The following is an 18,322-nucleotide window of genomic DNA, read 5'->3' on the forward strand; positions in this document are numbered from 1 at the left end:
AAACCGCTATCGTTAGTTGGCGCATTATACGGATACAAGAAACCAGCGGCTAGCGTTCATCCATAATCGATACTTGACCCTCACGATTCTATGGGTATACTACGCACCGTGTTTGAGCAGTTCCTCGATAGCTCAGTTGGTAGAGCAAATGACTGTTAATCATTGGGTCGCAGGTTCGAGTCCTGCTCGAGGAGCCAATCACTTGTTGATGTTCATGGACAAGTTGGCTTCGCTTTAAACACTATAGCGTTTGAAAGATAGCTTATGATGTTCCTCGATAGCTCAGTTGGTAGAGCAAATGACTGTTAATCATTGGGTCGCAGGTTCGAGTCCTGCTCGAGGAGCCAATTAATACCCCCTGTTAGTTTAAGTCTCACTGTTTCTTTAATCACCCGCTGCTTAAGGGCATCTGGGTGTTTTTCTGTACCTGAATGTCGAGCATTCGCACGGTGCTTACCGCTAACGGTTCTTGTGGCGTAAACTGCACATAATCATTCAGTTTGGGAAGTTTATGGTGGGCAACGTCAATGCGCCCCAGGCGCTACAAGTATTTAAATGTTTAAGCGATGAGACGCGTTTGATGCTGGTACTGCTGGTGGCTCAAGAGCAGGAGCTTTGCGTGTGCGAAATGACTCATGCGCTGCAGGAGTCCCAACCTAAAGTATCGCGCCACTTGGCTCAGCTGCGTCAATGTGGGTTGCTGAGTGACCAGCGTGAGGGTCAGTGGGTCTATTACCGGCTTGCCCCCCAGTTACCTGCCTGGACTCATGAGGTTATTCGCGCGGGTAGCCAGGGCAGTGCCGCCCAGTTAGCGGCGTTGACTCGGCGCTTAACCAAAATGGGGGATCGGCCAGCGCGCCTGGCGGCGCTATGTTGAAACCAGGGTTAAGGCCAATTAAAGCCAGAACGCCGCCCCTCTAAGGGGCGGCGTTTGCTTCTTTAACTCGGCTTGCTTAGCGCTTTGCGGCTAGTCGCTGAGTGTCTTGCAGATGGGCGTAGTCGAGCAGGATTTCAGCCGATTCGAGCACATAGGCGCGGTCAACGGCCAGTGCGTCATCTTCGCCGCTTTCCCCTTCGCTGTCTTGGGCTGCCTCTGCGTCCTCAATTCCGACGCCTTCGGTAGCATCCGTCCGGGCATCCATCCACTCATCCAGTTCTTCAAGGCCCAGTGCTCGGCGGCGTTGGTTTTCCAGCGAAAGCTGCTCGGCTTCCTGAGCTTCCATTTCACGCTTACGCTGCTCGCGATTTAAGCTCACGCTGGTGTGCTGCTCGCGTAGCTGGCGGGCCAGCGTGGACTGGCGCTCTAAATAGCGAAAGTTGGCGTTGTCCTGGGCACGTGCGTCGTGCTGGGCTATCAGCTTGTCCAGCATGGTTTCAGGTTCTCCATAGCGGCGATACTGGACGTTCTGAACGGTGTCCCAGGCCAGGGCATTATCCAGGCTGCTCTCACCAATACGCTCGGGGTCAATCAGGCTGGGGAAGTCGATATCCGGCTCAACGCCGCGGTTCTGGGTGCTGTCGCCAGAAATGCGGTAGAACTTGGCGCGAGTCAGCTTGATCTGTCCATGACTCAGCTCGTTGAGTGTCTGCACGGTGCCCTTGCCAAACGTCGGCGTGCCCAATACTAAACCGCGACCATAATCCTGAATCGCACCGGCAAAAATTTCAGAGGCAGAGGCGGAGAGGCGATTGACCAGCACCCCTAGCGGGCCGTCATAAAGTGTCCCTGCTTCGCTGTCGCCATACAGTTGAATACGCCCCTGGGCATCGCGCACCTGTACGGTGGGGCCGCGATCGATAAACAGGCCAATAAGCGAGTTGGCTTCCTGGAGCGCACCGCCGCCGTTGTTGCGCAGGTCAAGCACGATACCTTCCACGCCCTCTTCTTTAAGGCGTTCGACTTCTTTGGCTACGTCGCGGGTAGTGCTGCGATACTCCTCTTCACCCGCTTGCCAGGCGTCAAAATCGACGTAGAAAGTAGGAATGTTAATGACTCCTAGGCGGTGAGGTTCTCCATCACGCTCAACTTCAATCACTTCGCCGTGGGCGGCTTGGTCTTCAAGGCTAACGGTGTCTCGGGTAATCTCAACGGTTTGCGAGCGGGTCATATCCACCGCTTGGGCAGGCACCACGTCCAAACGAACCACAGAGCCTTTAGGGCCACGAATCAGGTCCACTACGTTGTCCAGTCGCATGCCGACCACATTGACCATCTCACCCTCTTCCTGGCCTACGGCGATGATGCGATCCGCTGGCTCAAGTACACCGGCGCGCTCCGCTGGGCCGCCAGGCACAAGGCTGGAAACTTTGACATATTCACCATCGGACTGAAGTAAGGCGCCAATGCCCTCAAGGGAGAGGCTCATCTGAATATCGAAAGATTCACCCTGGCGGGGGGAGAGGTAGCCAGTATGTGGGTCGATACTGCTAGTAACGGCTGCCATCAGTACGCCAAATACATCTTCAGATTCGGTTTGCTCCAGCCGCGTTAGTTGGCCTTCATAGCGCTGGCGCAGGTTGTCTTCAATCTGTTCGCTATCCTGATCGGTCAGAGCGAGCGTTAAAGCGTCGTTTTTAAGCCGCTTGCGCCATAGCTCGTCTAGCTCGCTTTGCCGGGATGCCCAGGGCGACTCTTCACGATCAATTTCTAAACGCTCGTTGCTCTCAAAATCGAAATCAAGGCCTTCGTCCAGCTTTGCCAGTAGCGACTCAAGGCGCGACCGTTGCCGATCACTAAAAGTGTTATAGAGATCGAACGCATCATCTATCTCTCCATTAAAAAGAGCTTCTGCCATGCCCGTCTCTAAGTGACGATAGGGCTCGATATCACTGCGCAGTAGGTAGGCGCGCTGGCCGTCCAGAATATCCAAATAGCGTTGGAAAGCATCCTGCGACCACGCTTCATCAAATGTAATGTCAGCATAATGGCCGTAGCGGAGCGAGTCCGCAATTTCCACTGCCGCTTGGCGTTGTTCGTCGGTCGGCTCAAGTTGCGCCAAGGCGGCTGGGCTGGTAACAACCAGCATGACAGCCAGGGCGACCGAACGCGAAAGCGTTGCAAACAAGCTCATCAGTCAAGCTCTCCCGGATTTGTGTACACTCATTCTTCCCTAGACTCGCATATGACCCATGAGTTGCGTAGGTCGAGGGAGTATTGTAGCAGGTCGCCTGCGCGATGAGACTCAATCATTACTGTTATGAGGATTTCCATGTCCGAGACTTTCAACGCTGATCGTTTAATGCGGTTATGCGATTTTCTGCGCCAGTCACCGACCCCGTGGCACGCTGCAGGCAATATGGCTGCACGATTGGAGCAAGCCGGTTTTCAGCGGCTGGAAGAGAAGGCCGACTGGCAGCTAACCCCGGGCAAGCGCTACTATGTCACCCGTAATGACTCGGCTATTATTGCTTTTCAACTGCCTGAGTCTGAAGTGACGGCGCTGCGTATGATCGGTGCCCACACTGATAGCCCAGGGCTGCATCTAAAGCCTAACGCCACGCAGTACTCTGCAGGCTGGCTACAGTTGGGAGTGCAGGTGTATGGCGGTGTTTTGTTAGCGCCGTGGTTTGACCGTGACCTGGGCCTGGCAGGGCGTGTGCATGTGCGCCATGCCGATGGTCGCTTGGAAAGCGTATTACTAAATGTCGATCGGGCAATTGCCATGGTGCCGAGCCTGGCGATTCACCTGGATCGTGATGTCAACGCAGGTCGGCCGATTAACCCGCAGACGCAAATGGCGCCAGTATTGATGCAGAGCGATACGGCTACGCTAGATGAACTAGTGGCGCAATGGTTAGAAGAGCAGCACGGCCTGCGTGCAGTGGAAGTGGTGGACTTTGAATTAGGCTTTTACGATGTTCAGCCGCCGTCTCTGGTCGGTGTTAAGCAAGAGCTGGTGGCCAGCGCCCGATTGGATAACCTGCTCTCCTGCTTCATTGGTTTAGAAGCGCTCTTGGCTTGCGATGGCAGCCAAGGCGCTTTGTTGGTGGCCAACGATCACGAGGAAGTCGGCAGCGCCAGTGCCTGTGGTGCTCAAGGCCCGTTCTTGGCGGATGTGCTAAAGCGCATTAATGGCCAAGTGGGCAAGGGAAGCGACGAGTCGCTGATTCAACTGATTCAGTCGTCGCTGATGATCTCTTGCGATAATGCCCACGCACTGCATCCTAACTTTCGCGACAAGCACGATGAGCGCCATGGCCCAGCGATTAATGGTGGGCCGGTCATCAAGGTGAACTCCAGCCAGCGTTACGCCACCAATAGTGTCACCGGCGCGCTGTTTCGCGATGTATGTCGTGAGGCTGACGTACCCGTGCAGTCGTTTGTTACCCGGGCGGATATGGGCTGCGGAAGCACGATTGGCCCGATTACTGCCACCGAGTTGGGTGTGCCCACCATTGATGTGGGGGTGCCTCAATGGGCGATGCATTCGATTCGGGAAACCGCGGGTACTAAAGATGTTGAGTATCTAACCCGCGCTCTAACGCTATTTCTAAACCGCCCCGCATTAAGCTAATATAAGCAAATAGCTGAATTTTACTTAGCAATAAAAACTTGGCAACACAAAAAAGCCCGTTAATAAAATTATCGGGCTTTTAATATGCTTGGTGGCTACGCCCTGATTTGAACAGGGGACCCCATCATTATGAGTGATGTGCTCTAACCAGCTGAGCTACGTAGCCTTTCAACGGGGGCGAATGATACTGATAACCCCGCCTTCAGTCAATGTTTTATTGCTGGTCGTGCCAGTGTTGTCGCTTACACATTAAAGCGGAAGTGCACCACATCGCCATCTTTGACGATGTACTCTTTGCCTTCCAGGCGCCACTTGCCGGCGTCTTTGGCTGCCTGCTCCCCGCCTAGCGATATGAAGTCTTCATAGGCAACCACTTCTGCACGGATGAAGCCTTTCTGGAAGTCGGTGTGAATCACGCCAGCGGCTTCTGGGGCTGTGGCGCCTTCTTTCACTGTCCAGGCGCGAACTTCTTTAACGCCGGCAGTGAAGTAAGTTTGCAGACCTAGCAGTGAGTAGCCCGCGCGAATGACACGATCAAGGCCCGGTTCGTCCATGCCCATCTCGCTTAAGAACATCGAGCGCTCTTCGTCATCCAGCTCGGCGATTTCTGCTTCCAGCTGGTTGCAAACAGGTACCACCAGTGCACCTTCTTCAGCGGCGATTTCATTAACAATATCCAGGTAAGGATTGTTCTCGAAACCGTCTTCATTGACGTTGGCGATGTACATGGTCGGTTTCAAGGTCAAAAAGCCGAAGCTCTTCACCTGGCGCTGTTCTTCTTCGCTTAAGCCAAAGCTACGTAGCGGCAAGCCTTCCGCAACGTGGGGTTGGATGCGATCAAGAATTGCCTTGGTGGCAATGGCGTCTTTGTCGCCGCCCTTCACCGAGCGAACCAAGCGCTGGCTGGCTTTTTCAACAGTGTCCAGGTCGGCCAGCGCCAGCTCTAAATTGATTGTTTCAATATCGGAGCGGGGGTCGACCTGGTTGGCTACGTGAATAACATTGTCGTTGTCGAAGCAGCGCACTACATGGGCAATTGCTTGGGTTTCACGAATGTTAGCCAGGAACTTGTTACCTAGGCCCTCACCCTTGGATGCCCCGGCAACCAAGCCAGCAATGTCGACGAACTCCATGGTGGTCGGCAGTACTTTTTGAGGCTTGACGATCTCGGCAAGCTTATCAAGGCGCGGATCCGGCATCGGCACGATACCCACGTTCGGCTCAATGGTACAGAAGGGGAAGTTTTCTGCATCGATGCCTGACTTGGTCAGTGCATTGAATAGTGTGGACTTGCCGACGTTAGGCAGGCCGACGATGCCGCAATTGAAACCCATAAAATGTTCCTGAGAATAAGGTGGTAGGGCGTAAAAGTAATCGCCATTCTACGAGATGCATTAGCCGTCAGCTACCGGCGTAACTTAACCGCTTTTGGCGGCGTCTATGCTGGCTTGAGACTGTGCAGCTGGTTCATGGCTTTGGCCCAGTCTCCCGCGAGCGCTAGCGGCAGGGTGGTGACGCACTCGTCCATGGCGCGAACAATGGCCTCGTGTTCGGCCTTGCCGGGACGCCCCAATACATAATTAGTGACTTGGCGTGCCTCGCCGGGGTGACCAATGCCAATTCGTACCCGGTGAAACTGCTTCTGGCCGCCTAATGCGCTAATAATATCGCGCAGGCCATTATGGCCTCCATGCCCGCCACCGGTTTTGTAGCGTGCTTGGCCGGGGGGGAGGTCGAGCTCGTCGTGGGCGACCAGTAGGTTTTCAGGGGCAAGTTTGAAAAACTGGCACAAGGCTGCCACCGCGGCACCACTGCGGTTCATAAAGGTGGCGGGGTTGAGCAGGTGCAGCTCATGGCCGCCTAGGCGTACCTTGGCGTAGTGGCCGAAAAATTTCTTTTCCGGTCGCAGCTCTGCATGGGCGCTCTGCGCAATAGCCTCTACCAGCCAGAAACCGGCGTTATGGCGCGTGGCTTCATACTCCGCTCCGGGGTTGCCTAATCCAATAATGGCTGTTACCTGGCTCATCTTCCCACCTCGCACAAAATATCCAGAAGACCAAAACTATCCAGAAGACTAAAACAATCCAGAAAACATGGTTGACGCCGCGCCAGCGACGGCCCTAAAAAAAATCAAGCGCCGAGGCGCTTGATTCTAACATCATGTCAGCATCACGAGGGCCATGCAGGCATGGCCCCACTAGGATGCTTAACGGGGTACTTACTCGGCGCTGCTGTCTTCTTCGCCTTCGCTTTCACCATCTTCATCTTCTGCTTCAGCACGCACTTTTACTTTCGTGATGCTGAGTACTGCATTGTCATGCTCTTCACCGTGGGACAGGTCAACTGAGGTGACGCCGGCCGGTAGGGTAAGGTCAGACAGGTGCAGTGTCGTGCCAAGCTCAACGGCAGCGATGTCGACTTCGATAAAGTCAGGCAGGTCTTTCGGCAAGCAACTGATCGCCACTTCGTTGGCCAGTACGTGCAGTTCGCCGCCTTGGTCTTTGATACCGACACACTTCTCTTCGCCCGTCACGTGCAGCGGCACGTTGATGGTGATTTCGTGAGTCGCATCAACGCGCAGGAAGTCGGCGTGGGTCAGCAGCGGCTTGAAAGGGTGACGCTGCAGGTCACGAACAACGACTTGCTCTTCTTTGCCTTCGATCATCAGTTTGATGACGGAAGAGAAGAAAGACTCATCTTCAATCGCTTTGTAGAAAGCGGTTTTTTCAACAGCGATGGACTGCGCGCCTTTTTCGCCACCGTATACAACGGCCGGCACTTGCTGGTTCGCACGACGCAGGCGGCGGCTCGCACCTTTCCCCAGGTCGTTACGAACGCTGGCTTTCAGGATAAAATCAGACATGGAATTGCCTCTTAGTTTAAGTAAGGAAGACGCCGCCGACCGCGACCAGACGACGACGTTTCCGTGGCCCCAAAAGGGGGCTGTATCGTCAGCGGATTAGTGGAACATCGCGCTGACAGATTCTTCGTTGCTGACCCTGCGAATCGCTTCTGCGATCAGTCCAGCAACGCTCAACTGGCGAATTTTTCCGCTACGACGGGCAACGTCAGATAGCGGGATGGTGTCGGTCACCACCACTTCATCCAGTACGGAGTTGGTAATATTATCGACCGCAGGGCCGGACAGGATCGGGTGTGTCGCATAGGCCACCACGCGCTTGGCGCCGTGATCTTTTAAGGCTTCACCGGCTTTGCACAGTGTGCCTGCAGTATCGATCATGTCGTCGACTACGACACAGGTGCGGCCCTCAATCTCGCCGATGATATGCATCACCTGGGCTTGGTTAGCCTGGGGGCGGCGCTTATCGATAATGGCGAGATCGGCATTCAGCTGTTTGGCGATGGCACGGGCGCGAACAACGCCGCCCACGTCAGGGGAAACGACGACAAGGTCGCTGTAATTCTGACGCTCGATATCATCCAGCAGAATGGGAGAGCCGTAGACGTTGTCCACAGGGACGTCAAAGAAACCCTGGATCTGATCAGCGTGTAGATCCATGGTCATCACGCGGTCAACGCCTGCTTTAACCATCATGTCCGCCACTACTTTGGCGGAAATCGGTACCCGGGCGGAGCGCACGCGGCGATCCTGGCGAGCATAACCAAAGTAGGGAAGTACCGCCGTGATGCGAGTTGCCGAGGCGCGACGCAGTGCGTCGACCATCAGGATCAACTCCATCAGATTGTCGTTTGTCGGTGCACAGGTGGATTGTAGAATGAAGACATCCTTACCGCGCACGTTCTCATTGATCTCGACTGCGATTTCGCCGTCGCTGAATTGACCCACCGTAGCGTTACCCATACGGCTGTCTAAGCTCTCGGCAATTTTTTGAGCGAGTGCGGGATTGGCATTCCCGGCGAAAACCATCAATTTTGACACGCGCAGCCACCTTTGCAGTGTTGGGGATCAGGGGAAAAAACGCAGGCCATTGTTGGGTTGGCTGGGGTACCAGGATTCGAACCTGGGAATGCCGATACCAAAAACCGGTGCCTTACCACTTGGCGATACCCCAGCAATAACCTAACGCACTGACCGGGCGCTTTTAGCTGCCCAGAGCGGAACTATAAATAGCCCAGAGCATCATGTAGGGGAGAGGTGTTGAGTCCGCGTGCTACCCATGTCGACCAATGTTGTCCCGCTAATTGCGCGATGGCTTGTGCCGATTGCTGTGTATCGAAAGCAGCAAACAGACAAGCCCCCGTGCCGGTCAACCGACTAGGTGCGTGCTGCGCAAGCCAGTTCAGGGCTTCCGCAATTGGCGGATAGCGTTCCTTTACCACGGCTTCACAGTCATTGCGCCACTCCGGCGCTCCCCCCTGCAGTGCGCGCGCCATAGTAATGGGGCGGCTGTCACGTGTCAATTGCGGGTCTTGGAAGACGCCCGGCGTAGACACGCTAATACCGGGGTGAATAATCACAAACCAAGGGGTATCAAGCGTCACCGGGGTAAGCCGTTCGCCAACGCCTTCGCCCCAGGCACTATGACCATGTACGAATACCGGCACATCAGCCCCCAGTTGAAGCCCCAGGCGAGCTAGTTCGACTAGCGGTAGATTGAGCTGCCAGAGGTGGTTGAGCCCCACTAATGCGGTGGCCGCGTTGGAACTGCCCCCCCCTAAACCGCCTCCCATCGGCAACTGCTTATCGATTGTAAGCGTAGCGCCTAGTGCCGTGCCGCTATGCTGTTGTAATAACCGTGCGGCGCGTACGATCAAATTGTCATCGTGGCTAACGCCGCTAACCTCACTGGTTAACTGAATTTTCCCGTCATCGCGGGGAGCCAACGTAAGGTGGTCGCACAGGTCGATAAACTGAAATAGCGTTTGCAGTGCGTGGTAGCCGTCTTCACGACGGCCCACTATATGCAGCATGCGGTTAAGCTTGGCCGGCGCGGGAAGCGTTAATGGCGCGTTCATTGAAACGGTTACCCTTACTCTTCGCTAGCTTGCCACTGGTTGACGACCAGCGTAATACGCACATCATCGTAGTTCATGACCATGCGCCGTGGCAGCCATAAATCGTCGACTTTCTCCCAGTCGCGGTAGTCGATTTCCCAGCCGTCTTGGGTAAGGTGGCTAGGAAAGCCCAGTTCGTCGGTTTCTAGCTGATAACTGCCGGTATTGTCATTATCAGGATCGCCGGGCAGGCCGCGCACCCAGTTGGGCATAGCGGTGACGGGGAGTGACCAGCCCAACTGCTCTTCCATAAGCGCTTCTGGGGTTTCTGCCTCAAAGCGGCCGTCGCTATTGGAGAGGGAGAAACGTCCCTCGCGACCCTCGAGCACGTTGCGTCCGCCGCCAAAGGGCCCGCTGATCAGCATACGGAAATAGTAGGGGGTTTGATTCCAGTCCAGGTTGGCGCTGACGTTCTCTTCTGGAGTGCGCAATCCCGCTTTGCCGACCAGCGTCCAGGTATCGAATGCTTCTACATCGGCCTGCTGGCGTTCCCACTGACCTGCCTGGCGGCCACTTTCATCCATGGGGGCCTGGGAGGCACACCCGGCGAGCAAGAGAAGCGCGAAGCTGGCAAGCCAGAGGCGCGAAGTGTGACGTGTTAATGGCCAGCGGGGCGAGGGGGACGTCAGTGTCAACATAAACAGGCTCCATGTCAGGTGGTTATAGCGCAAGGGTAACATGATGAGTGCGCTTAAAATGGGGTTCGCAGGGTTAGGGTGCCTCTGGCGGCGTTAGTTCAGGGCTTATTTAAGGACTGAGCTCAGGGCTTAGCTCAGGATAACGCTCAAGTAGCCCGTCGATCAGTGGGTGTTGGTTCGTCCGCTGCATGATTTGCTGGATCAACTGGCGCGCTTCTTCATCACGCCCCAGCGCAGTTAGCACCTCGGCCAGATGCGCAGCGACTTCCTGGTCAGGTAGCTGCATATAGGCGCTTTCAAGCCAGGGCAGCGCTTCTTCAGGTTTGCCAAGGCGGAAGTAGACCCAGCCCATGCTATCGAGCACGGCAGGGTTGTCCGGATCAGCCTCGTAGGCACGCTCAATCAGCTCAAAAGCCTCTTGTAAACGCCCAGGCAAGTTAAGGTCGGCTAGTGTGTAGCCTAGGGCATTGAGCGCTTCGGCATTGTCTGGGTCGGTGCGCAGTATCTGACGTAAATCCTGTTCCATGCCCGCGATGTCGCCTGCTTCCCAACGCCGCATGGCACGCATATAAAGCAACGATGCGTCATCAGGTGTACGGCTAATTTCGCGGTCTAATAGCGCATTAGCGTCCGCAGGCTGATTTATTTCGTCCAGCAACTGGACTTCGAGCATCACCAATTCAGTAAAGTAATTATCAAAGCGCATCCGCTCAATGCGTAGAAAGGCGCGAGCATCCAGCAGGCGATCTTCCTCAATCAGCATTTGCGCGGCAGCCGCGCGAGCGGGCAAAAATTCACTGCCCTCGCTGACTTGGCGATAATAGAGCAGTGCATTATCGGTATCGCCTTGCACTTGGGTGATGGCGCCAAGTAGGTAATAGGCTAAATCCGGCACGTTAGGTTGGCCAATCAGCGGCTGCAGCAAGCGCTGCGCGGGTTCGGGGTGCCCCTCTTCCAGATAGAGCTGGGCTAGCGATAAGCGCAGATCCTCATTGCCTGCATGGCTCTCTAGCAGAGCGTTGGTTTGCACTTCAGCCGAGCTAATATTGTTAAGGCGGATTTCTGCTTGAGCCAGTAGCAGGATAAATCGCACATCGTCAGGGGCGAGTTCAAGGCCCTGCTGGGCAGCGCGTTGAGCGGTCGGGTAATCCTCGACCTCCAGTGCCAAGCGAGCTTTAACCAACCATAACGCAGCGGATTCGGGGTCGAGCAGCTCGACTTGATCAAGCCGTCGCTGGGCAAGCGTAGTATCACCCAGGGCGGCCTCAATCAAGGCCGTGCCCAGCAGTACATCGCTGTGATGAGGCAGTTGGTCAGCGTTTGGGCGGGCTAAATGTTCACGCAGTTGCTGGGCGATCAACGTTAATGGTGCCTCTTCAGTCACCGCGATCTCTGCAAAGGCGGTGATATCGCCATGGCCGCCAGCTTCAACAATAGCAATGCGCTGCTCAAGGCTGTCGAGCCAATCACCACGCTGCAGTGAAAAGGCCGCCAGCAGACGATTGGGTGCTTCTGCCTGGGGGGCAAGTTCTCGCCAGCGAAGTGCCGAGGCTTCGATTAATTCAGCTTCATCGCCAAAGCGGGCCGCGAAGGTGGCACGCTCGGCAAGCGCTGGCTCGCGATAGCGCTTAGCCGCTTCCAGGTAGCCCTGGCTCGCGTAGCGATAGTCACCACGCTGGCCAGCAAGCTCAGCGCCAAGCAGCGTGCTGAGCCCCGCGGCATCCAGCCCGCGGGTAATGGGCGGCGCATTGCGCATTGGGTCATCGGCCCAGGTGCCGAGGTGGCTATCCTGAGGGCTGGGCGTAGATTGGCAGGCGCTCAGCAGCAGAGCAGCAGAAGCGGCCAAAGGTAATCGCATCGAATGCCGGAACATAGCGCTCACTAGTGAGAAGCCCGAACAAGTAAAGCCCTTTAAACCAGGGCCCGATAAAGAAAAGCGAGGTCGCATGCGTCTCTCGATTAAGTGGCCAGATGCCCAGCATAGCGGCTTGCCTGCCTGCGGCAAAGTGGTGTGGGCCAGATGATAGCCTGCTGTGATAGAATGTTCCTCCTTGAAAAAGTGGTCAGCAAACTTTATGCCTACTTATTAAAGACTATTGTAGGCAGCTTACAGATGTTTGTAGGTAGCGGCGAACCACGTTAAAGACTTGTTTTAGCAAGCCCTAATTGACGGTGCAGCCGCTTATCATCACGACGGCTGCCAAAAAGTCCGACACACTAGCGAAGACGCATAACGCATGACGCTTCTTGCCCTGGGAATAAATCATCGTACCGCCAGCGTGGCCGTGCGTGAGCAGGTGGCTTTTACGCCAACGCAGCTTGAAACCGCATTGGCTGAATTGCGTAACCTGCCACAAATCAGTGAAGCGGCGGTGCTCTCTACCTGCAACCGCACGGAGCTTTACTGTGTCACGGATGCGGCTGGCGAGCAGGCAGTACTCAATTGGCTCGGACGCTTTCATAACTTACGCGTCGATGAGCTGATGCGCTGTGCCTACCACTATCTAGACAACGATGCAGCGCGCCATTTAATGCGTGTAGCGGTTGGCCTGGATTCCATGGTGTTGGGCGAGCCGCAGATTCTGGGCCAGTTGAAGGATGCCTATCAGCAAGCGCGCCAATCCAAGGGCTTGGGTGGCGAACTTGAACGCTTGTTCCAGCACACCTTTGCGGTGGCCAAGCAGGTGCGCACCGAAACCGGCATCGGTAAAAACCCCGTTTCAGTGGCTTACGCTGCCGTTAGCATGGCCAGCCGGATTTTTGATGACTTCAGCCGTTCACGGGCGTTGCTAATCGGCGCTGGTGAAACTATTGAATTAGTGGCGAGACATCTACATGAGGCGGGGGTCCGAGAGCTTACGGTTGCTAACCGCACACGCGAACGTGCTGAGTTGGTCGCTGGCCCTCTGGGAGGAACGGCGATTACCCTGCAAGAGATTCCTGACGCTCTCGAGAACGCCGATATTGTGATCTCTTCCACCGCGTCCCCGCTGCCTATACTTGGTAAAGGCATGGTCGAGCGCGCGCTCAAAAAACGCCGCCATCGGCCGGTATTTATGGTCGATATCGCGGTGCCTCGGGATATTGAGCCCGAAGTGGGCGAATTAGCGGATGTGTTTCTTTACACCGTGGATGATCTGGAAGAGGTCATCCAGGAAAATCGCCGTCACCGCCAGGTTGCCGCTGACCAAGCCGAGTCGCTGATCGAACACGGGGTGGGTAGTTGGCAGCATGAGCGGCGTATTCGTAATGGTGGTGAACTGATCCGCGACTACCGCCAGCATGGTGAAGCGCTGCGCGATCTTTCCCGCGACCAAGCGTTGGAGCGGCTGGCTCGAGGTGAAGATCCCGCTAAAGTCATTGAGCGCTTGGCGCATCAATTGACTAACCGTTTGCTCCACCAGCCCACCCAGGCCATCCGCGATGCTGCGTCTGAAGAGCACCACGATTTGCTCAACGCCGCTCCGCGTCTGCTGTTGCCCACTAAGCCAGCCTTTGAGACTACCCCAGCGCCCCCGGTTAACCGCCAGAAGGATGATACGCCCGCATGAAAGAGACTCTGCGCCAACGCTTAGACAGCTTTACCGAACGCTTTGAAGAGCTGGCGATGCTGCTGTCGGATCCCGACGTGATCAATAACCAGCAACGTTTTCGCGATTATTCGCGTGAGTATGCCGAGTTAGAAGAGCTGGTGGCGGCCTGGCAGCGCTATCGTGATATTGAAACCAATATGCACGAAGCCGAGCAGCTTAGCCGCGATAGCGACGCTGACATGCGCGAGTTGGCGGAGATGGAGCTAAGCGAAGGGCGGGAGCGGTTAGTCGAGCTGGATATCGAGCTGAAGCGCCTGCTGGTGCCTAAAGACCCCGATGATGGCCGTGGGGTGTTTCTTGAAGTGCGTGCTGGTACCGGTGGCGACGAGGCGGCAATTTTTGCCGGTGACCTGTTTCGCATGTACTCCCGCTATGCCGAAAAGCGCGGTTGGCGGGTCGAAGTGGTGAGCGCCAGTCACGGCGAGCAGGGCGGCTACAAAGAGATCATTTCCCGCGTCAAAGGCGACGGTGTTTATGCCCAATTAAAATTTGAATCCGGCGCCCACCGGGTACAGCGCGTCCCCGCGACCGAATCCCAGGGCCGCATTCACACCTCTGCTTGCACCGTAGCGGTGATGCCTGAAGTCGATGACGTAGGCGATATCGATATTAACCCATCGGATCTGCGCGTGGACACTTACCGCTCCAGTGGTGCCGGTGGTCAGCACGTTAATACCACGGACTCTGCGATCCGCATTACTCACCTGCCGACCGGCGTGGTGGTGGAGTGTCAGGAAGAGCGCAGCCAGCATAAAAACCGTGCCAAAGCGATGTCGCTACTGGCCGCGAAGTTGAAGCGGAATGCCGTCGATAGCCAGCGTCAGACGCAAGCGGATGCACGCCGTTCGCTAGTGGGCTCTGGGGATCGCAGTGAGCGCATCCGCACTTATAACTTTCCTCAGGGCAGAATCACTGATCACCGCATTAATCTGACCCTCTATAAACTCAACGAAGTGGTTAGCGGCGAACAGCTGGATGACGTGATTAGCCCGTTGATTCACGAGTATCAAGCGGAACAGCTCTCAGCCCTTCAGGATGTCTAATGACCCTTGATGCGCTGATGAAACAGGCTGTCCAACGCTTGCAGGTGGCGGGTTCCAGCTCGCCGCGTATCGACGCTGAAGTGCTGTTATGCCACGTGCTTGGGCGTGATCGCACTTGGCTCTACACCTGGGGAGACAAAATATGCCCCTTATGGGAGCAGGCCCGTTTCGACGCACTCATCGCTGCACGTGTCCAGGGCACTCCGGTTGCTTACCTTACCGGCGAACGCGAATTTTGGGGGCTGCGCTTAGCCACCTCACCTGATACGTTGATACCCCGGCCTGATACTGAAACTCTTGTTGAGCTTGCCCTAAAGCGGGCGACGCTACCCTCAGGCCGGCTGCTCGATCTTGGCACGGGGACTGGTGCCATTGCCCTGGCATTTGCCAGCGAACAACCTAACTGGCAAGTAGTGGGTGTGGATCTGCGCTTTGAGGCGGTCGTGTTGGCAAACCGTAACGCGTGCTCGTTAGGCATATCTAATGCTAGGTTTTTACAGAGTGATTGGTTTGCTGCTTTGGAAACGAGTGCGGATGCAGATAAGCAGTTCGATATTATCGTCAGTAATCCCCCGTATATTGCCGCCGATGATCCTCATCTAGCCGAAGGCGATGTGCGTTTTGAGCCACGCTCAGCGCTGATTGCTAGTGCCTGCGGCATGGGGGATTTGCTGCATTTGGTAAACGCCGCGCAGCGCTATCTAGCGGCTTCAGGTTGGTTGCTACTAGAGCACGGCTATAAACAGGCCGAAATGGTGCGTGAGGCGCTTGAGCGCGCTGGCTATAAAAACGTTGAAAGTGCTCGTGACCTGGGGGGGCATGAACGGGTTACCCTGGGGCACCTTTAATAACTGCCTGATTCATCAGTATTGGATCCTGCCATGAAACCAAAAAATAGAACGCTGGACCGTATCGACCTTAAAATCCTACGCTGCTTGCAGGAAAATGCGCGTATTTCTTATGTCGATTTAGCTTCGGAAGTGGGCTTATCCACAACCCCTTGCCTTGAACGCGTTAAGCGTCTGGAGAAAGCGGGTATTATTCGTGGTTACCAAGCCATTCTTGACCCGCGGGCTTTGAAGGCCAATTTATTAGTTTTTGTCGAGATCAGCTTAGAAACGCAATCGCCAGCGGTCTTTGATGAGTTTCGCCGTGCTGTGGAGAAGTTGCCGCAGATTCAGGAGTGCCACCTTGTCTCGGGTCAGTTCGACTACATTTTGAAGTGCCGTATTCCCGAAATGGCCGCTTACCGCCAGCTACTGGGCGATGTGGTGTTAACGCTACCGGGCGTGAAAGAGTCGAAAAGCTACGTGGTGATGGAAGAGGTAAAAGAGAGCTTCAATTTACACATTCCTGCCTTTGAGGAATTTGAGGATAAGTAAGCCGATGATGGATGACCAGGCGCTACTGCGCTATAGCCGTCAAATCATGCTGCCCGAGGTGGATTTCGAGGGCCAAGAGCGCCTCCAATCTGCCCATGCAGTGATTATTGGGGCCGGCGGTTTGGGCTCTCCGGCAGCGCTCTATTTAGCTGCTGCTGGGGTAGGGCGCATCACTATCGCCGATGCCGACCATGTCGAACTTTCCAATCTTCAACGGCAAATTGCCCATCAGCAGTCCAGTATTGGTTTAAATAAAGCGCACTCTGCCCAGGCCAGCATGTGCGCACTCAATCCCCACTGCCAAGTGGTTGCGTTAGACCAACATGTTGAGGGCGAATCGCTTGAGCGGTTAGTCGCTTCGGCGGATGTGGTGCTTGACTGTACCGATCGTTTCTCAAGCCGCTATGCGGTGAATGCGGCGTCCCAAAAAGCTGGTGTGCCGCTGGTATCGGGTGCGGCAATTCGCTTTTCAGGTCAGTTGGCAGTCTTTGACCCGCGCAATGCCGAGTGTCCCTGCTACGCCTGCCTCTATCCGCCCGACGAAAGTGGTGATGAAGCGTTAAGCTGCTCAGAAAGTGGCGTCATGGCGCCACTGGTGGGCTTGATCGGCTGCTTTCAGGCGGTTGAGGCATTTAAGATGCTTAGTGGCGCAGGTTCTGCCCACCAGGGGCTCTCTACCTTTGATGGTTTAAGCGGCCAATGGCGGCACTTTCTAGTGCCTCGCGATCCCGCTTGCCCTGTGTGCGCTCAGCGCCTCTGACGTGCTGAAAGCGACTTAATCGTTAGCTTTTGCTTCTGCTGTGTCATGCTCTGCGGCATTCGCACTCGTGGTTGAATGCTTTTCGACGGTTGCTTTTGGCGAGGTTTTAGTCATGCTGTCGATGGCGTCGCTAAAGGCACTTTTCAGCACATCGTTGTCGGGGTTCATATCGATACTGCCGTGGAAAACGCTGCCATCTTCCAGTACCAGGCAGGGGGCAACAATAGTGCCTGAGACCTGGGCGCCCTTATGTATCGTTGCGCGGTGGTGTGCCATCAAGTTGCCGGTTACCTCGCCTGATATATGCAGTGTGTGAGCAAATACATCGCCGTTGATATAGCCATTGGCACCCAGGGTGACGGTGTGTTGTTTGCAGGTGATAATGCCGCTTACGCGTCCCTCTACCGTCAAATCCTCATCACTATTAATGTCTCCCTCCACTTGCGTATGGCCCCCAATAACGGAGAGGCTTGGTCGCGCACTGCTGGTTGGCGTGCCTGGCGTTGTTGATGAACGTGTATCAGGTGGCGTTAGCGTCGCAGCCTTATTCTCAGGTGAGGCATTCTTGGCTTTGTTAAACATAGGGTGGCTCCTAGTGAATGACGCCAGAGCGCCTTTGGGGTGCGTGGTATTGGGCATTAAATACCTTAATCGGCTTGTTGCTATCTCAAAGCCTGGAGTTAAGCCAAGTGAGTGGGCTTATTCACGCCGCCGCAATATAAAAGAGCGAGTATAACGTTAGCTGGGGCAACCACATCTAAAGCGGCAGGAAGCGGTATGGGCATTCAAGTATGGTTTATTGTGATGGGCGTTGGAGTAATGACGCTGATCGTATGGGATGGCAAGCGCCATAAGCTAAAACAGCGCTCTTTAAGCGCCGCAGGGAGACCACACACAGTGGATACCGCTCCCATCGCAGAACTCCCCTTTGAAGCTATGATGCCACCTGAAGAAGCCTCCGCTGCGACGTCTCCCGCCATCCAGTGCATGTCAGGTGGCAGCCGAATTGGGTCAGCCACTCATATTTTAGGCAGAGTGATCGCCGATGAACCTGTGCTCATTAAGGGCCGTTTGGAGGGTACTCTCATTGCACCTAATCATCCTGTCTCTGTGACTGCCTCTGGCCACGTCGCATCGTATCTTGAAGGCAACACTGTCGATATTGACGGAAGAATGGTCGGTACGCTTAAAGCCAACACTAAAGCCACACTGCTGTCACGGGCGCGTATTCAGGGGGTAGTCGAGGCGCCTAACCTAGAGTGCATGGCGGGGGCTTGGCTCCAGGTGGATGTGGCTAATAGGGTCAAACTACACAAAATTGCCATGGCGTCTTAACCGCTAGCTGCTGCATCTGTCACGCTATTTATTATACCAACGTCTAGATTCGCTCTGCAGTGCTTCAGTTGGTTTTAACC

17 protein-coding genes and 4 tRNA genes are annotated in these 18,322 nt (G+C 55.3%); 10 read left to right on the top strand and 11 right to left on the bottom strand.

Features of this window, described 5'->3' with window-relative positions:
• Nucleotides 1–121 precede the first annotated feature (121 nt).
• From HZU72_RS06785 to HZU72_RS06795, 3 genes are all read left to right on the top strand, one after another.
• A tRNA-Asn gene (locus tag HZU72_RS06785) sits at nucleotides 122–197 on the top strand.
• 74 nt (nucleotides 198–271) lie between these two features.
• Nucleotides 272–347, top strand: a tRNA-Asn gene (locus HZU72_RS06790).
• 164 nt (nucleotides 348–511) lie between these two features.
• Nucleotides 512–877 carry a metalloregulator ArsR/SmtB family transcription factor gene (locus HZU72_RS06795; protein ID WP_180091113.1) on the top strand — a complete coding sequence of 122 codons (366 nt, stop codon included), beginning with the start codon at nucleotides 512–514 and terminating at the stop codon, nucleotides 875–877.
• A gap of 76 nt (nucleotides 878–953) precedes the next feature.
• Here HZU72_RS06795 and HZU72_RS06800 read toward each other — a convergent pair whose 3' ends face one another.
• On the bottom strand, nucleotides 954–3,071 hold the full coding sequence (locus tag HZU72_RS06800) for a carboxy terminal-processing peptidase (RefSeq protein ID WP_180091114.1): 2,118 nt from the start codon (nucleotides 3,069–3,071) through the stop codon (nucleotides 954–956).
• Between the two features lie 138 nt (nucleotides 3,072–3,209).
• On the opposite strand from HZU72_RS06800, the gene HZU72_RS06805 reads away from it, so the two are divergent.
• Nucleotides 3,210–4,514, top strand: a complete 1,305-nt coding sequence (locus tag HZU72_RS06805; protein ID WP_180091115.1) for a M18 family aminopeptidase — start codon at nucleotides 3,210–3,212, stop codon at nucleotides 4,512–4,514.
• A gap of 89 nt (nucleotides 4,515–4,603) precedes the next feature.
• Here HZU72_RS06805 and HZU72_RS06810 read toward each other — a convergent pair.
• The 9 genes from HZU72_RS06810 to HZU72_RS06850 form a co-directional block, all read right to left on the bottom strand.
• Nucleotides 4,604–4,680 (bottom strand) — tRNA-Met (locus HZU72_RS06810).
• 76 nt (nucleotides 4,681–4,756) lie between these two features.
• Nucleotides 4,757–5,848: a redox-regulated ATPase YchF gene (gene ychF / locus HZU72_RS06815; protein ID WP_180091116.1), complete on the bottom strand. Its 1,092-nt coding sequence runs from the start codon at nucleotides 5,846–5,848 to the stop codon at nucleotides 4,757–4,759.
• A gap of 104 nt (nucleotides 5,849–5,952) precedes the next feature.
• A complete protein-coding gene (gene pth / locus HZU72_RS06820) occupies nucleotides 5,953–6,540 on the bottom strand; it encodes an aminoacyl-tRNA hydrolase (protein WP_180091117.1) in 588 nt (195 codons plus the stop codon).
• Nucleotides 6,541–6,732: 192 nt separating this feature from the next.
• A complete protein-coding gene (locus HZU72_RS06825) occupies nucleotides 6,733–7,377 on the bottom strand; it encodes a 50S ribosomal protein L25/general stress protein Ctc (protein WP_180091118.1) in 645 nt (214 codons plus the stop codon).
• A 96-nt stretch (nucleotides 7,378–7,473) separates the two neighbouring features.
• On the bottom strand, nucleotides 7,474–8,415 hold the full coding sequence (locus tag HZU72_RS06830) for a ribose-phosphate pyrophosphokinase (protein ID WP_009287569.1): 942 nt from the start codon (nucleotides 8,413–8,415) through the stop codon (nucleotides 7,474–7,476).
• A 58-nt stretch (nucleotides 8,416–8,473) separates the two neighbouring features.
• Nucleotides 8,474–8,548 (bottom strand) — tRNA-Gln (locus tag HZU72_RS06835).
• 49 nt (nucleotides 8,549–8,597) lie between these two features.
• Nucleotides 8,598–9,452: a 4-(cytidine 5'-diphospho)-2-C-methyl-D-erythritol kinase gene (gene ispE / locus HZU72_RS06840; protein ID WP_180091119.1), complete on the bottom strand. Its 855-nt coding sequence runs from the start codon at nucleotides 9,450–9,452 to the stop codon at nucleotides 8,598–8,600.
• Nucleotides 9,453–9,466: 14 nt separating this feature from the next.
• Nucleotides 9,467–10,129 (bottom strand): lipoprotein insertase outer membrane protein LolB, encoded by a 663-nt coding sequence (gene lolB, locus HZU72_RS06845; protein WP_180091120.1) that lies wholly within the window; start codon nucleotides 10,127–10,129, stop codon nucleotides 9,467–9,469.
• Between the two features lie 109 nt (nucleotides 10,130–10,238).
• Nucleotides 10,239–12,002, bottom strand: a complete 1,764-nt coding sequence (locus HZU72_RS06850) for a tetratricopeptide repeat protein (protein ID WP_235976011.1) — start codon at nucleotides 12,000–12,002, stop codon at nucleotides 10,239–10,241.
• 364 nt (nucleotides 12,003–12,366) lie between these two features.
• Between HZU72_RS06850 and hemA the strand changes: the two genes are divergently transcribed.
• Genes hemA through HZU72_RS06875 form a run of 5 tightly spaced genes read left to right on the top strand, consistent with a single transcriptional unit; the run spans nucleotide 12,367 to nucleotide 16,907 of the window.
• Entirely contained in the window at nucleotides 12,367–13,680 is a 1,314-nt protein-coding gene (gene hemA, locus HZU72_RS06855; protein ID WP_180091122.1) for a glutamyl-tRNA reductase, read from the top strand.
• Nucleotides 13,677–14,765 carry a peptide chain release factor 1 gene (gene prfA / locus HZU72_RS06860; RefSeq protein ID WP_180091123.1) on the top strand — a complete coding sequence of 363 codons (1,089 nt, stop codon included), beginning with the start codon at nucleotides 13,677–13,679 and terminating at the stop codon, nucleotides 14,763–14,765. The genes hemA and prfA overlap by 4 nt, the downstream gene beginning before the upstream one ends.
• Complete coding sequence (gene prmC / locus HZU72_RS06865; protein WP_180091124.1) at nucleotides 14,765–15,613, top strand: peptide chain release factor N(5)-glutamine methyltransferase; 849 nt, start codon at nucleotides 14,765–14,767, stop codon at nucleotides 15,611–15,613. The genes prfA and prmC overlap by 1 nt, the downstream gene beginning before the upstream one ends.
• 33 nt (nucleotides 15,614–15,646) lie before the next feature.
• Nucleotides 15,647–16,147 carry an Lrp/AsnC ligand binding domain-containing protein gene (locus tag HZU72_RS06870; RefSeq protein ID WP_007113443.1) on the top strand — a complete coding sequence of 167 codons (501 nt, stop codon included), beginning with the start codon at nucleotides 15,647–15,649 and terminating at the stop codon, nucleotides 16,145–16,147.
• Between the two features lie 4 nt (nucleotides 16,148–16,151).
• Nucleotides 16,152–16,907, top strand: a complete 756-nt coding sequence (locus HZU72_RS06875) for a HesA/MoeB/ThiF family protein (protein WP_180091125.1) — start codon at nucleotides 16,152–16,154, stop codon at nucleotides 16,905–16,907.
• Between the two features lie 15 nt (nucleotides 16,908–16,922).
• On the opposite strand, the gene HZU72_RS06880 is transcribed toward HZU72_RS06875, so the two are convergent.
• Complete coding sequence (locus tag HZU72_RS06880; RefSeq protein WP_235976012.1) at nucleotides 16,923–17,489, bottom strand: bactofilin family protein; 567 nt, start codon at nucleotides 17,487–17,489, stop codon at nucleotides 16,923–16,925.
• Nucleotides 17,490–17,684: 195 nt separating this feature from the next.
• Between HZU72_RS06880 and HZU72_RS06885 the strand changes: the two genes are divergently transcribed.
• Nucleotides 17,685–18,242 carry a bactofilin family protein gene (locus HZU72_RS06885; protein ID WP_208457988.1) on the top strand — a complete coding sequence of 186 codons (558 nt, stop codon included), beginning with the start codon at nucleotides 17,685–17,687 and terminating at the stop codon, nucleotides 18,240–18,242.
• Nucleotides 18,243–18,322: the final 80 nt, after the last annotated feature.

Source organism: Vreelandella sedimenti (assembly GCF_013416325.1).
In the GTDB taxonomy this organism is placed as follows: Bacteria; Pseudomonadota; Gammaproteobacteria; order Pseudomonadales; family Halomonadaceae; genus Vreelandella; species Vreelandella sedimenti.

What these genes read in the sequence shown, in the direction of transcription:
- HZU72_RS06880 (WP_235976012.1), bottom strand. Translation starts at nt 17,489, where the DNA reads ATGTTTAACAAAGCCAAGAATGCCTCACCTGAGAATAAGGCTGCGACG.
- prfA (WP_180091123.1), top strand. Translation starts at nt 13,677, where the DNA reads ATGAAAGAGACTCTGCGCCAACGCTTAGACAGCTTTACCGAACGCTTT.
- HZU72_RS06885 (WP_208457988.1), top strand. Translation starts at nt 17,685, where the DNA reads ATGGGCATTCAAGTATGGTTTATTGTGATGGGCGTTGGAGTAATGACG.
- HZU72_RS06805 (WP_180091115.1), top strand. Translation starts at nt 3,210, where the DNA reads ATGTCCGAGACTTTCAACGCTGATCGTTTAATGCGGTTATGCGATTTT.
- HZU72_RS06850 (WP_235976011.1), bottom strand. Translation starts at nt 12,002, where the DNA reads ATGTTCCGGCATTCGATGCGATTACCTTTGGCCGCTTCTGCTGCTCTG.
- hemA (WP_180091122.1), top strand. Translation starts at nt 12,367, where the DNA reads ATGACGCTTCTTGCCCTGGGAATAAATCATCGTACCGCCAGCGTGGCC.
- HZU72_RS06800 (WP_180091114.1), bottom strand. Translation starts at nt 3,071, where the DNA reads ATGAGCTTGTTTGCAACGCTTTCGCGTTCGGTCGCCCTGGCTGTCATG.
- HZU72_RS06825 (WP_180091118.1), bottom strand. Translation starts at nt 7,377, where the DNA reads ATGTCTGATTTTATCCTGAAAGCCAGCGTTCGTAACGACCTGGGGAAA.
- ychF (WP_180091116.1), bottom strand. Translation starts at nt 5,848, where the DNA reads ATGGGTTTCAATTGCGGCATCGTCGGCCTGCCTAACGTCGGCAAGTCC.
- ispE (WP_180091119.1), bottom strand. Translation starts at nt 9,452, where the DNA reads ATGAACGCGCCATTAACGCTTCCCGCGCCGGCCAAGCTTAACCGCATG.
- HZU72_RS06795 (WP_180091113.1), top strand. Translation starts at nt 512, where the DNA reads ATGGTGGGCAACGTCAATGCGCCCCAGGCGCTACAAGTATTTAAATGT.
- pth (WP_180091117.1), bottom strand. Translation starts at nt 6,540, where the DNA reads ATGAGCCAGGTAACAGCCATTATTGGATTAGGCAACCCCGGAGCGGAG.
- HZU72_RS06875 (WP_180091125.1), top strand. Translation starts at nt 16,152, where the DNA reads ATGATGGATGACCAGGCGCTACTGCGCTATAGCCGTCAAATCATGCTG.
- prmC (WP_180091124.1), top strand. Translation starts at nt 14,765, where the DNA reads ATGACCCTTGATGCGCTGATGAAACAGGCTGTCCAACGCTTGCAGGTG.
- lolB (WP_180091120.1), bottom strand. Translation starts at nt 10,129, where the DNA reads ATGTTGACACTGACGTCCCCCTCGCCCCGCTGGCCATTAACACGTCAC.
- HZU72_RS06870 (WP_007113443.1), top strand. Translation starts at nt 15,647, where the DNA reads ATGAAACCAAAAAATAGAACGCTGGACCGTATCGACCTTAAAATCCTA.